We start from the raw sequence: 13,415 nt of genomic DNA, 5'->3' as shown, positions 1-13,415 counted from the left end.
CGGGCAGGCCTGGCGGGAAAAGCGTCCGCCAGGCCTGCCCGGCTTCGACCAGCCTATGGCACCCGAACCCATGTCAAATCGGGCCTGGGTGCGGCGGTTCCGGGTCCGTTGTGGTGCCGTTGTGGGTGGTTGGGAGAGGGGATTGGGGGGTGGTTGGGGTCAGAGGTGGTGGTGGAGGGTGAGGGGGGTGTTGCCGGAGGAGGGGCCGATCAGCAGGGTGAAGGGGCCTGGTTCGGTGGTCCAGCCGGTGGTGGTCCAGTGTTGGTAGGCGCGTTGGGGGATGGGGATGTCCACCTCGACGGCTTCACCCGGGGTTGCGGTGGCGGTGGTCCAGGCGGCCAGTTGGCGGTTGGGGCGGCCGATGGCGCTGTCCGGTCGGGTCACGTAGACCTGCACGACCTCACGGCCGGGGCGGGTGCCGGTGTTGCGGAGGCGGACGCGGAGGCCCGATTCGGTGGTGGCGGCGGCTTCGTAGGCCCAGGTGGTGTAGCCGAGGCCGTGGCCGAACCAGTAGGCGGGGTTGGCCTTGGCGCGGTGCCAGGCGCGGTAGCCGAGGTGGAGGCCCTCGTCGTAGCGCAGGACGCCGTGGTCCGGTCGGACGTTCGAGACGGGCAGGTCCTGCTGGGTGGCGGGCCAGGTGGTCGGTAGTCGGCCGCCCGGCTCGCGGAGGCCGAAGAGCACGTTGGCAAGGCCGTGGCCGGCTTCCTGGCCCGGGAACCAGGTCAGCAGGACGGCGGCGACCTCGTCGCGCCACGGCAACTCGACCGGGCCGCCGGAGTTGACGACGACCACCGTGCGGTCGTTCACCGCGCGCACGGCGCGCACCAGCTCGTCCTGACGGCCGGGCAGGGCGAGTGACGTGCGGTCGAAGCCTTCGCTCTCGATCTCGTCCGTGGTGCCGACGACGACCACCGCGACGTCGCTGGTGCGGGCCAATCCGACCGCACGGGCCAGTTCGTCGTCGGCGCTCAGGCGTGGTGGGTCGGCGGCGAGGACGGTGGCGGTGCCGGTGTGGTCACGCAGCTCGCGGCGTGCGACGAGGTCGACCGTCGTACCTGCTCGGAGGTGCGCGGTGGCTTGTCGGTACGGCGGGGTGAGGTGGATGACGGCCGGGTCGTCCGTGTCGAGCGGGACGTCGTCGTCGATCAGGCGGGCGCCGTCCAGGTCGACGGTGAGGCGGCCGAAACCGGCGGCGGAGATCGTCCAGTCGCCGGTCACGTCCACGTCGAGCCTGCCGTGGATCTCGACGGTGCGGGCGCCGTCGACGAGGGGCACTTCGAGGATGCGGCCCAGGAACCGGTGTTCGGCGGACAGCTCGGCGTCGTCGGCGTCGAGGAGGCGGACCAGCACGCCCGGCTCGCCGTGGTGCGGGTGCCGGGTGTTGGCGGTGGTCAGGGGCGCGGGGCGGTCCTGGAGGCGGACGCCGGCGGTGTGCACGACCTCGGCGACCTCGTGGAGGCCGTCCAGGAACGACACGACCGACTCGGGGTAGACGCCCGCGCTGCCGCCGCCCTGGATGCGGGCGGTGGCGGCGTTGGGGCCGAGGACGGCGACCTTGGTGCCGGGCGTGAGCGGGAGGACGCCGTCGTTTCGCAGCAGCACGGTGCTCGCGGCGACGGCTTCGCGCAGCAGGTCCAGCGGGGCGTCGACGTGGGGTCTCCGGGCGGTGGCGCCGTTGAGGGCGCCGACTCTTGAGGCCAGGCGGAGCAGCCGTTCGACCTTCAGGTCCAGCGCGCTCTCCGGCACCTCGCCGTTCTCGACGGCGGCGGCCAGGTCGTTCCACGGGCTCTCCGGGCCGGGCATGGCGAGGTCCTGGGCCGCCCGCGCGGACGGCGCGGTGGACCGGATCGCGCCCCAGTCGGAGACGACCAGGCCGTCGAAGCCCCAGGAGCCCTTGAGCGGCTCGTCCAGCAGCGGGTTCTCCGACATGGTGACGCCGTTGACGCCGTTGTAGGCCGACATCACCACCCACACGCCCGCTTCGACGGCGGCCTCGAACGGGACCAGGTAGACCTCGTGCAGGGTGCGATCGTCGACCTCGGCGTCGAGCGTCATGCGCTCGGTCTCGGAGTCGTTGGCCACGTAGTGCTTGGCGGTGGCCGCCACCCCGCCGCTCTGCACGCCGGTGATGTAGGCCGCGCCGATGCGGCCGGTGAGCAGCGGGTCTTCGGAGTAGCACTCGAAGTGCCGGCCGGCGAACGGCGAGCGGTGCAGGTTGAGCGTGGGCGCGAGCAGCACGTCGACGCCCTTGCGCCGCGCCTCGGCCGCCAGCAGCACGCCCAGCCTCCGCACCAGGTCGACGTCCCAGGTGGCGGCCAGCGCGGTGGGGGAGGGCAGCGCGAGCGAGGTGCTGCGCTCGTCCCAACCCTGGCCGCGCACGCCGATCGGCCCGTCCGACACCACGATGGACCGCAGGCCGATGTCCGGCTCCTCGTGCGTCCGCCACCCCGTGGCGCCGGTCAGCAGCCGGACCTTGCGCGTCACGTCCAACTTGCCGACCAGCAGACCCAGATCCGGCTCGTCCACACCCAACCCCTTGCCTCGGAGAGCGCTCTCCCGCCCAGCGTCAGGCCACCCGGCCCGCTCTGTCAACCACTTGCGGTCAGAACGCGCGCGTCCGGCGGTCGGGCACGCCGAGTTCGACGCTCAGCTCGGGCGCGGACGGCTTGCGCGGGTCGGCGGCGCGGTCCAGGAGGGCGGCGACGGGGAGGGTGGCCGCGCCGACGGCGACGGCGTCCGGGCCCAGGCGGCCCAGCTCGATCGAGATCTGCTCGTACGGGTGCCGCAGGGCGTGCGCGCGGGTGGCCGCCACGATCCGGTCCAGCTGGTGCGCGCCCAGCGCCAGCCCGGCCCAGCCGCCCAGGACGATCCGCTCCGGGTTGAACAGGTTCACCAGGTTGGCGATGCCCGCGCCCAGGTAGCCGGCGGTCTCCTCGAGCACGCGGGCGGCGGTCTTGGAGCGGGGCGCGGCGTCGATCAGGGCCGCCACGGTCGACTGCTCGTCACCCGCCGGCAGCTCACGTCCCCGTGCCTTGCGGTACCGGTCGAGGATGCCCTCGGCGCCCACGTAGGCCTCCAAGCAGCCCAACGCGCCGCACCGGCACGGCCGGCCGCCGTAGACGATGGTCGTGTGGCCCCACTCGCCTGCCGAGCTGGTGGCGCCCCGGTAGACCCCGCCGTCGGTGACGACCGCCGCGCCGACACCGGAGCCGATGAGGGCTATGACGACGTGCTTGGCGCCCCGTCCCGCGCCGAACCACATCTCCGCCTGGCCCTGCGTCTTCGCCCCGTTCTCCACGTACAGCGGCCAGGCGGAGGAGGACGCCGACGCGACCAGCTCCTCCAGTCGCACGCCGTCCCACCCGATGGTGGGCGCGTGCACGACCGCGGTCGCGCCCTGCTCCACCGTCCCGGGTACGCCGATCCCGACCCCGAGCACGGTCGACGCCGGCACGCCCGCCGCGGCGACCACGTCCCGGACCGACGACGCGATCAACGACGCCACCGCGGCGGGCGACGAGGGCGACAGGGCGTGGTCGAGGGCGGCCAGCTGGGTCAGCGCCAGGTCGAACAGCTCGACCTTGATCCCGGTCTCGCCGACGTCGACCCCGACCACGTGCGCGAACGCGGGGTTCACGCGCAGCAGCACGCGCGGCCGGCCGCCGTCGGAGTCCACCGAACCGGCCTCGACCACGAGCCCGTCGTCGACCAGCTCGCCGGTCACGTTGGACACCGTCGCCGCCGACAGCCCGGACAGCCGGGACAGCTCGTACCTGCTCAACGGCCCGTCGAAGAACAGCGTCGACAGCAGGGTCGAACGGTTCTGCCGACGCAGGTCGCGGACGGTGGTGCGCTTCGGTGCCACGCCACGGACCTTAGTTTGCGACTTAAAATTAGTCTAAGTTTGTAACCTGTTCGTGATTGACGTGACTTGGCTCACCGGGGTTGAGTCTGCATCGACACGAGGACGCGCCCAGCGTCCCAGCCGCGATGGCACGCGCGGCCCGCACTCCCGAGCGCTCGCCCTTCCCCCGCCCGACAAGGAGAACCCATGCGACTCAGGCGAACGTCCGCCCTCGCCGTCGCGGCAGCACTGCTGTTCTCGGCAGCCTGTTCGACCTCGAACCCCGGCGCGAACAGCGCGAACGAAGGCGTGCTGAACGTCGGCATGCCGAACGGTCCGCAGACCGAGAACAACAACCCGTTCCTCAACACGTCCGCGGCCAGCTCGCTCGGCTACCGCCGGCTGCTCTTCGAGCCGCTGGCCATGGTCAACGAGACCAAGCCCGCGGAGAAGCCCAAGCCGTGGCTGGCCACGGACTGGGAGTGGACCGAGAACTTCCACAAGTTGAGCCTGACCATCCGCGACGGCGCGACGTGGTCGGACGGCAAGCCGCTGACCGCCGAGGACGTGGCGTTCACCTTCGAGCTGCTGAAGAAGAACCCCGGCCTGAACGTCGACTCCGTCCCCTACGACAAGGTCACCGCCTCCGGGAGCAAGGTCGAGGTCGAGTTCCCGAGGTCGCAGTTCGTCAACCAGAAGAAGATCCTCGAGCAGCTGATCGTGCCCAAGCACATCTGGTCGACGATCGCGAACCCGAGCACGGACACGGTCAAGAGCCCGGTCGGCAGCGGCCCGTACACGCTCAAGTCGTTCACGCCGCAGACCGTCACCCTGACCGTGCGCGACTCGTACTGGCAGGAGCTGCCGAAGGTCAAGGAGGTCCGCTACACCTCCTACAGCGACAACAACGCGCAGACCACGGCCCTCGCCACCGGCGCGGCCGAGTGGAGCTTCGTGTTCATCCCGAACTACGAGGCCGTCTACACCTCGAAGGACCCCGAGCACTACAAGCTCTACTTCCCGCCGGTGCTCGGCATCCACGGCCTGTGGTTCAACACCAAGGTCGCGCCGTGGGACAACCCGGCCCTGCGCCGCGCGGTCAACATGGTGATCAACCGGGACGACATCTTCATGCAGGGTGAGGCGGGGTACTTCTACCCGAAGGTCGACAACATCACCGGCATCCCGACGCCCGCCGGCGACTCCTACATCGCGCCGGAGTTCAAGGACAAGATCGTCACGGTCGACGTGGAGGCCGCCAAGAAGGAGCTGACCGCCGCCGGCTTCACCTTCGACGGCGACAAGCTCAAGGACCCGTCGGGCCAGCCCGTCACGCTGAAGATGACCGTGCCGTCCGGCTGGTCGGACTACGTGACGAACCTGGAGATCATCAAGGACAACGTGTCCGAGATCGGCATCGAGGCCACGGTCGACCTGCCGAACGCCGACGCGTGGAGCAAGGCGCTCGACACCGGTGACTTCCAGGCCGCGCTGCACTGGACCAACAACGGTCCGACGCCGTACGACATCTACGAGAACATCATGAACGGCGCGCTGTACAAGCCGATCGGCGAGGGCGGCATCAACGGCAACTACGGCCGTTACGAGAACCCCGAGGCGACCGCGCTGCTCAACGAGTACGCCAACGCCGCCGACGACGCGGCGCGCACCGCGGCCCTGCACAAGATCCAGCAGATCCACGTGCGGGACATGCCGGTCGCCATCACCTCCGCGGCGAACGCGGGCGGCCAGTACAGCACCAAGAACTGGGTGGGCTGGCCCGACCAGTCCAACCAGTACGCGCCGCTGCAGCCCACGCTGGAGAACGCGCTCGACGTCGTCCTGCACCTGAAGCCGGCCGCATGACGACGAGCACCGCACCGTCGGCCTCCGGGACCACTGAGGTGGTCCTGGAGGCCGATGGCCTGACCAAGCACTTCCCGGTCCGCAAACGCGGGCGAGAGCTGCTGTCCCGGACGGTGCGCTCGGTGCGCGCGGTCGAGGACGTGACGCTCAGGCTGCACCGCGGCCGGGTCACCGCGCTGGTCGGCGAGTCCGGCTCGGGCAAGTCGACGGTGGCCCGCCTGCTGGCGCAGCTCTACCCCCAGACCTCCGGCTCGATCCGGCTGCGCGGCGAGCCGGTCAAGACCAAGGGCGGCAAGCGCTTCCGGGCGTACAGCAAGCGCGTCCAGATGATCTTCCAGGACCCGTTCGCCTCGCTGAACCCCGTGCACACCGTGCGCTACCACCTGACCCGCGCGCTGAAGATCCACGGCAACGCGGGCAAGACGCCGCGGGAGCTGGAGGAGGCGCTGGCCCACCTGCTGACCCGCGTGCAGCTCACCCCGCCCGAGCGGTACGTGGACAAGTTCCCGCACGAGCTGTCCGGCGGCCAGCGCCAGCGCGTGGCCATCGCGCGCGCCCTCGGCGCCGACCCCGAGGTGCTGCTGGCCGACGAACCGGTGTCCATGTTGGACGTCTCGATCCGGCTCGGCGTGCTGAACCTGCTGCGCGACCTCAAGGAACGCCTGCACCTCGCGATCCTCTACATCACCCACGACATCGCGTCGGCCCGCTACTTCGCCGACGAGACGTTCGTGATGTACGCCGGCCGCGTGGTCGAGGGCGGCGACAGCGAGACCGTGACCCAACGGCCCGCGCACCCGTACACGCAGCTGCTGATCGACTCCGCGCCGGACCCCGACCGGCCCGCCGCGCAGGAGAAGGACGGCGGCACGGGCGAGCCCCCGTCGCTGATCAACCCGCCCGACGGCTGCCGGTTCAACCCGCGGTGCCCGTCCGCCATGAAGGTCTGCGCGGAGAAGGTCCCGCCGCGGTTCGCCATCGGCGACGGGGACGCGCACTTCGCGGCCTGCTGGCTCTACGGCGACGGCCTGTCCGACGGTGACAAGGTCGCGCTCCGCGTCCTGGAGGCGCCGTGAGCTACCTCCTCAAGCGGATCGCGTTCTACCTGTTCACCGCGTGGGCCGCGATCACCATCAACTTCTTCATCCCGCGCGTCATCCCCGGCGACCCGGTGCAGGCGCTGATCACGCGGTCGCGCGGCCAGATGACCACCGAGGCCGTGCAGTCGCTGTACGTGCTGTTCGGGCTGGACAAGGACGCGAGCCTGGTCGAGCAGTACTTCACCTACCTGGGCCAGCTGCTCGGCGGCGACCTCGGCCTGTCGTTCACCTACTTCCCGTCGCCGGTGTCGCAGGTGCTCGGCGACGGCCTGCCGTGGACGCTCGGGCTGGTCGGCATCACCACCGTGCTCGGCTTCCTCATCGGCACCGCGCTGGGCACCGGCATCGGCTGGCGGCGCGGCTCGTGGGCCGACGCGCTGATCCCGGTGACCACGTTCGTGTCGTCCATCCCGTACTTCTGGCTCGGCCTCATCGCGATCGCGCTGCTGACCGGCCCGGACAGCTTCTTCCCCGCCTCCGGCGCCTACGACAACGGCCTGGTGCCCAACCCGGACCTGGAGTTCGTCGGCAGCGTGCTGCGGCACGGCATCCTGCCCGCGTTCACCATCCTGATCTCGTCCATGGCGGGCTGGATCCTGTCCATGCGCAACATGATGGTCACGGTGGCCTCCGAGGACTACGTGACCGTCGCGCACGCCAAGGGCCTGTCCGACCGGCGCGTGATGCTGTCCTACGCGGCGCGCAACGCGCTGCTGCCGAACGTCTCCGGCTTCGCGCTGTCGCTCGGCTTCATCGTCGGCGGCACGCTGCTGGTGGAGATCGTGTTCTCCTACCCGGGCCTGGGCCTGCAGCTGTTCCAGGCCGTCGGCGCCAAGGACTACCCGCTCATGCAAGGGATTTTCCTGATCATCACGCTGTCCGTGCTGCTGGCGAACTTCCTCGCCGACGTGGCCTACCTCGCGCTCGACCCGCGCACCCGACGGGAGGGCTGAGCCGTGACCGTGGTTCCCACCACCGGGACCGCCACCCCGGTCGCCGCGCCCGTGAAGCGCCGCAGGCTGCGGTTCGTGGCCAACCCCAAGGCCACCGTCGGCCTGGTCATCCTGGGCTTCTTCGCCCTGGTCGCGATCATCGGGCCGTGGATCGCGCCCTACGACCCGTCCGGGCGCGGCAACGACCTGCTCCAGGCGCCGTCGGCCGCGCACTGGTTCGGCACCACCCACCTCGGCCAGGACATCTTCAGCCAGGTCGTGGTCGGCACGCGCAGCGTCATGGTCGTCGGCTTCGTCGCGGGCGTCGTGGCCACGATCCTGTCGATCCTGGTCGGCGTCACGTCCGGCTACCTGGCGGGCGCGGGCAGCGAGGCGCTCTCCGCGCTGTCCAACGTGTTCCTGGTGCTCCCGGCGCTGCCGCTGATGATCATCATCACGTCGACGCTGCCGGAGACGGGCACGCTCACCATCGCCCTGGTCATCGGCCTCACCTCGTGGGCCTGGGGCGCACGCGTGCTCCGCGCGCAGACGCTGTCGCTGCGCGGCCGCGACTACGTGGAGGCCGCGCGGGCGACCGGCGAGAAGACGTGGCGGATCATCCTGTTCGAGATCCTGCCCAACCTCACCGCGGTCATCGCCTCCGGCTTCGTCGGCACGGTCATCTTCGCGGTGACCCTGGAGATCACGCTGGCGTTCATCGGCATCGGCGCGGGCGGCGACTGGAACTGGGGCACCGTCCTGTACTGGGCGCAGAGCCAGCAGGCCCTCGCTCAGGGCGCGTGGTGGTGGTTCGTCCCCGCGGGCCTGGCCATCGCGCTGCTGGGCACCGCCCTGTCGCTGGTGAACTTCGGCATCGACGAGTTCGTCAGCCCGCGCCTGCGCGGCGGCGGCAAGACCAACGTCAAGACCGCCGACGGCCACACGGTCCGGATGCGGGTCGGCTTCACGCCGGTCCTCGCGACGAAGGCCCGGTCCGAGGGAAGGGAGACGCCGTGACCGACGCGGTGCTGGAGATCCGCGGCCTGAACGTGGACTACGGCCTCGGCGAGGAGGCCGTGCACGCGATCCGCGACGTGGACCTCACGCTGCACCGGGGCGAGGTCCTCGGCCTCGCCGGCGAGAGCGGCAGCGGCAAGTCGACCCTGGCCTACGGCCTGACCAGGCTCCTGCCACCTCCGGGCGTGATCACCGGCGGCGAGGTGCTCTACCACCCCGACGGCGGCGACCCGGTCGACGTGCTCCGGATGGACCACGCCGCGCTGCGGAGGTTCCGGTGGGCCGAGACCGCGATCGTGTTCCAGGGCGCGATGAACTCGCTCAACCCGGTGCACCGGATCTCCACCCAGCTCACCGACGTGATCAAGGCGCACGACCCGCGCGGCAGCGGCGCGTCCCGGCTGGCCCGCGCCCGCGAGCTGCTGCACCTGGTCGGCATCTCCGCCGACCGGCTGGACAGCTACCCGCACCAGCTCTCGGGCGGCATGCGGCAGCGCGTGATGATCGGCATGGCGCTGGCCCTGGAGCCGAAGGTCGTCATCATGGACGAGCCGACCACCGCGCTGGACGTGGTGGTGCAGCGGCAGATCCTGCGCCAGCTCGTCGAGCTGCGGGAACGGCTCGGGTTCTCGGTCGTGTTCATCACCCACGACCTGTCGCTGCTGGTCGAGTTCTCCGACCGGATCGCGATCATGTACGGCGGTCGGATCGTGGAGGAGGCGGCCTCGGTCGACCTCTACCGCGACCCGCTGCACCCCTACAGCCACGGCCTGCTCAACTCGTTCCCCGCGCTGCGCGGACCGAAGCGCGAGCTGACCGGCATCCCCGGCTCACCGCCCGACCTGCGCGCCATGCCCGCGGGCTGCGCGTTCCACCCACGCTGTCCGCACGCAATGGAGCGTTGCGGTGTGGAGGTCCCGGTGCTCGGCGTTCCCCCCGAGAAGAACCACGCGGCACACGAGGGGCCCGCCGACCGCACCGTGGCCTGCTGGCTGCACCCCGTTCACGACAACGGGCTCTGAACCCGTTCACGACAACGGGTTCCGACTCCAGAGGAGATCAATGGACACCACGGCGCCGACCGTCGGGCTCGACCCCGCGATCGACACCCTGCCCGCCTCGTTCCGCTGGGGCGTGGCGACTTCCGCGTACCAGATCGAGGGGGCCCACGAGGAAGACGGTCGGGGACCATCCATCTGGGACACCTACTGCCGCACACCCGGCATGGTGCACAACGCCGACAACGGCGACATCGCGTGCGACCACTACCACCGCATGCCCGAGGACGTCGCGCTGATCGGCTCCCTCGGCGTGGACACCTACCGGTTCTCCGTCGCGTGGCCGCGCGTGCAGCCGGGCGGCAAGGGCCCGGTCAACGCGCCCGGCATGGCGTTCTACGACCGGCTGGTCGACGAGCTGCTCGGCAAGGGCATCACCCCGTGGGTCACGCTCTACCACTGGGACCTGCCGCAGGAGCTGGAGGACGCGGGCGGCTGGCCGGTGCGCGACACCGCCTACCGGTTCGCCGACTACTCGATGCTCGTCTTCGACGCGCTGTCGGACCGGGTGCGCCACTGGACCACGCTCAACGAGCCGTGGTGCTCGGCGATGCTCGGCTACTACGAGGGCCGCCAGGCGCCCGGCAGGCAGGACTTCGAGGCCGCCATCCACGCCGTGCACCACCTGCTGCTGGGCCACGGCCTGGCCACCCGGCGGATGCGCGAGGCGGCCACCGAGCCGATGGAGTTCGGCATCACGCTCAACATGAGCCACGCGAGCCCCGCCACCGACAGCGCGGCCGACCACGACGCGGCCCGCCGCGCGGACGGCCTGTCCCGCCGGATCTACCTCGACCCGCTGGTGCGCGGCCACTACCCGGCCGACGTGGTGGACGACCTGGCCGCGCGCGGGGTGAAGATCCCCGAGGAGCCGGGCGACCTGGAGGTCATCAAGCAGCCCATCGACGTGCTGGGCGTGAACTACTACTCCAGCTCGAAGTTCTCCGGCGTGGACGAGGACGGCAACACCGCCGACGCCGACGGCGTGCCGGTCTGCCGGGAGGTCCGCTACGGCCGCCCGGTCACCGCGATGGACTGGGAGATCGTGCCCGAGGGCTTCACCAACCTGCTCGTGCAGATCGGTGAGGAGTACCCGGGCGTGCCGATGGTCATCACGGAGAACGGCGCCGCGTTCGACGACAAGGCAGACGACAGCGGTTTCGTGCAGGACGACGACCGCACCGCCTACCTGGAGTCGCACATCGCCGCCGTGGCCAAGGCCCGCACGGCGGGCGCGGACGTGCGCGGGTACTTCGCATGGTCGCTGATGGACAACTTCGAGTGGTCCTACGGCTACGACAAGCGGTTCGGCCTGGTGCACGTGGACTACGACACCCAGGTCCGCACCCTGAAGAGCAGCGCGCTGTGGTACCGGGACACGATTCGCCGCGTCCGGGGCAGCTGATGGAACGGCCGAAGGGCCGGAGGGGAGTTCTCCCTCCGGCCCTTCGGCTTTTTCCGTCAGCGCCGGTAGACGCCGAGCTCGTAGAGCGAGTAGCCCCACCCGGTGCCGCGCTGCGTGGCGTGCAGCCGCACGTACCGGCCGGTCGCCGTGACGTCGATCGAGTCGACGCCGCCGTTGCCGGTCGTGGTGCCGTACACCGGACGCCAGGTGGCGCCGTCGTCGGACACCTGGATCTCGTACGCCCGGCCGTACGCGCCCTCCCACACCAGCTGCACGTGCTGGAACGTGGTCACCGCGCCGAGGTCGACCCGCAACCACTGCGGGTCGGACCAGTCGGTGGCCCAGCGGGTGCCCGCGTTGCCGTCCACGGCGTTGGCCGGCGGGAACGGCGCGCCGTCGCCCACCTGCTGGTAGGACGACGCCGCGGTCGGCTTGCCCCGCGCCACGTTCACGCCCGCCGGCTGCGGCGCGACCACCCGCACCGACTTCGTCTCGATGCCGATGTTGCCGCGGCCGTCCTCGGCCATCACGTACACCTTCCACACCCCGAGCCGATCGGGCGCGGTGACGGTCAGCCGGTTGCCGTCGACCTGCACGGGCGTGAAGCCCAGGCCGCCGCTGTTGTCGACGTACTTGCTGTTGAACGCCGCCGACCAGGTGATCGGGTCGCCGTTCGGGTCGCTCACGGCCACGTCGACGGTCAGCCGCGCGCCGGCCGGGACGCTGGTCGGCAGGTTCATCGCGGTGATCACCGGCGGGGTGTTGGCCGGGCTCGCGCCGCCGAACGCCCGCTGCACCGCGTAGAACGACAGCCGCTTCTTGCCCGCCGGGGTCAGGTTGAACCACACCGCGCCGAAGTCGTACTCCGTGCCGTAGTGGAACAACGTCCCGCCGAACGACACCCCGGCGTGCCCGGTGATGCAGTCCCACGCCCTGGTGTAGCCGTCCCGCTTCTGCACGTCCGTCGGCTCGCTGGGCACGCCGTTGACGTCGTCGGGCACCTCCCACTCGCCGGCCGGGCCGGCCTCGGTGAGGATGTACGGCTTGGTGTGGCCGCCGTTGATCCAGTCCTGCCGGACCTGGCACACGTTGCCGTAGGAGTTCACCGAGTACAGGTCGAGGTCGGGCGCGTGCGCCTTGAGGTAGGTCCACGCGCCGGTCCACGCGTCGGTGTTGGTGACGGGGTGGTTGGCGTCGACGGCGTGGATGGCGCGCGCGGCCTCGTTGACGTACTTGGCGTACGCGACGCGCTGGTTCTCCAGCTCCGCGCCGGAGTAGCAGTTCTGCAGGCCCAGGATGGACTCGTTGCCGACGTTCCACATGAGCACGCCGGGGTGGTCCTTGTAGGTGGTCACCCACTGCCGGATGGTGTTGAGCATGTCGGACTTGTAGGTGGCGTCGGTGACGTAGTCGACGCAGCCGCCGGAACCGGGGCCGCCGCCGGGCTGCAACCAGAAGCCGTTCATCACCCTGATGCCGTTGGCCGCCGCCGCGTCCAGCAGGGGCCTGGTGGAACCGTCGGTGCCCCAGGTGCGCAACGTGTTGACGCCCATGGACTTCAGCTCCGGCATGTACCGGGCCGCGTCCGCCGCCGGCGGGCCCCAGGTGAGGCCCTTCACCGTCCACGGCTGACCGTCCACCACGAGCTGCCAGTTGCCTTGGGAGCCGGTGACGTGCACGCCCGTGCCCGGCGGGGGAGTGTCGCCCTGCGTGCCGAAGACGCGGAACTCCCACAGGGAGTAGCCGTAGCCGTTGGCGCGCTGGGTGCCGTAGACGCGGACGTACCGGCCCGACCCGGTGACGGCGAAGCCCTGCTTGCCGCCCGTGCCGGCGGTCGTGGTGTGCACGGTGGTCCAGGCGTTGCCGTCGGCGGAGACCTGGACCTGGAACGAGGTGGCGTACGCGGCTTCCCAGTCGAGCTCGACGCGGCTGAGGGTCGAGGCGGCGCCGAGGTCCACCCGCAGCCACTGCGGGTCGCTCCACGCGCTGGCCCACCTGGTGCCGGCGTTGCCGTCCACGGCCGCCGACGCGGGTGTGCCCGCGCCCTCGGTCGAGGACGCCGTGGCCGGCTTGCCCTGGGAGAGCAGCACGGGTGCGGCGTTCGCGGTGCCCGGGACCACGGCGAGTCCTATGAGCAGCGCGAGTGCCGTGCTGACGGATCGGAGGCGGTGCATGGCGTCTCCTGCCGGATTG

At 71.0% G+C, this 13,415-nt stretch carries 9 protein-coding genes; 6 read left to right on the top strand and 3 right to left on the bottom strand.

The genetic code is table 11. The features are described 5' to 3' along the window. Window positions 1-159: 159 nt before the first annotated feature. Together ABTZ99_RS19950 and ABTZ99_RS19945 are read right to left on the bottom strand one after the other, a co-directional pair. Window positions 160-2,526: a glycoside hydrolase family 3 C-terminal domain-containing protein gene (locus ABTZ99_RS19950; protein ID WP_499612849.1), complete on the bottom strand. Its 2,367-nt coding sequence runs from the start codon at window positions 2,524-2,526 to the stop codon at window positions 160-162. 76 nt (window positions 2,527-2,602) lie between these two features. Further along, on the bottom strand, window positions 2,603-3,865 hold the full coding sequence (locus tag ABTZ99_RS19945) for an ROK family transcriptional regulator (protein WP_498772349.1): 1,263 nt from the start codon (window positions 3,863-3,865) through the stop codon (window positions 2,603-2,605). Between the two features lie 186 nt (window positions 3,866-4,051). Between ABTZ99_RS19945 and ABTZ99_RS19940 the strand changes: the two genes are divergently transcribed. From ABTZ99_RS19940 to ABTZ99_RS19915, 6 genes are read left to right on the top strand one after another with little or no spacing between them, the layout of a single operon-like run. Then, window positions 4,052-5,710: an ABC transporter substrate-binding protein gene (locus ABTZ99_RS19940; protein ID WP_499612847.1), complete on the top strand. Its 1,659-nt coding sequence runs from the start codon at window positions 4,052-4,054 to the stop codon at window positions 5,708-5,710. Next, on the top strand, window positions 5,707-6,786 hold the full coding sequence (locus ABTZ99_RS19935) for an ABC transporter ATP-binding protein (protein ID WP_499612845.1): 1,080 nt from the start codon (window positions 5,707-5,709) through the stop codon (window positions 6,784-6,786). Before ABTZ99_RS19940 ends, ABTZ99_RS19935 begins: the two co-directional genes overlap by 4 nt. Further along, complete coding sequence (locus ABTZ99_RS19930) at window positions 6,783-7,763, top strand: ABC transporter permease (RefSeq protein WP_498772355.1); 981 nt, start codon at window positions 6,783-6,785, stop codon at window positions 7,761-7,763. Before ABTZ99_RS19935 ends, ABTZ99_RS19930 begins: the two co-directional genes overlap by 4 nt. A gap of 3 nt (window positions 7,764-7,766) precedes the next feature. Continuing rightward, the gene (locus tag ABTZ99_RS19925) at window positions 7,767-8,759 is read left to right on the top strand and encodes an ABC transporter permease (RefSeq protein WP_498772357.1); all 993 of its coding nucleotides are present in this window, start codon (window positions 7,767-7,769) and stop codon (window positions 8,757-8,759) included. After that, entirely contained in the window at window positions 8,756-9,781 is a 1,026-nt protein-coding gene (locus ABTZ99_RS19920) for an ABC transporter ATP-binding protein (protein ID WP_499612842.1), read from the top strand. The genes ABTZ99_RS19925 and ABTZ99_RS19920 overlap by 4 nt, the downstream gene beginning before the upstream one ends. Before the next feature lie 40 nt (window positions 9,782-9,821). Continuing rightward, on the top strand, window positions 9,822-11,222 hold the full coding sequence (locus ABTZ99_RS19915) for a GH1 family beta-glucosidase (protein ID WP_498772361.1): 1,401 nt from the start codon (window positions 9,822-9,824) through the stop codon (window positions 11,220-11,222). 56 nt (window positions 11,223-11,278) lie between these two features. Here the strand turns inward: ABTZ99_RS19915 and ABTZ99_RS19910 are convergent, their stop codons facing one another. Further along, window positions 11,279-13,396 (bottom strand): discoidin domain-containing protein, encoded by a 2,118-nt coding sequence (locus ABTZ99_RS19910; protein ID WP_499612840.1) that lies wholly within the window; start codon window positions 13,394-13,396, stop codon window positions 11,279-11,281. Window positions 13,397-13,415 lie beyond the last annotated feature (19 nt).

This window comes from Actinosynnema sp. NPDC002837, from assembly GCF_040295345.1.
Taxonomy (GTDB): Bacteria; Actinomycetota; Actinomycetes; order Mycobacteriales; family Pseudonocardiaceae; genus Actinosynnema.
The sequence above is the reverse complement of the archived record's forward strand: the minus strand, read 5'-3'. Positions and strand labels throughout refer to the sequence as shown.

What these genes read in the sequence shown, in the direction of transcription:
- ABTZ99_RS19940 (WP_499612847.1), top strand. Translation starts at nt 4,052, where the DNA reads ATGCGACTCAGGCGAACGTCCGCCCTCGCCGTCGCGGCAGCACTGCTG.
- ABTZ99_RS19935 (WP_499612845.1), top strand. Translation starts at nt 5,707, where the DNA reads ATGACGACGAGCACCGCACCGTCGGCCTCCGGGACCACTGAGGTGGTC.
- ABTZ99_RS19915 (WP_498772361.1), top strand. Translation starts at nt 9,822, where the DNA reads ATGGACACCACGGCGCCGACCGTCGGGCTCGACCCCGCGATCGACACC.
- ABTZ99_RS19910 (WP_499612840.1), bottom strand. Translation starts at nt 13,396, where the DNA reads ATGCACCGCCTCCGATCCGTCAGCACGGCACTCGCGCTGCTCATAGGA.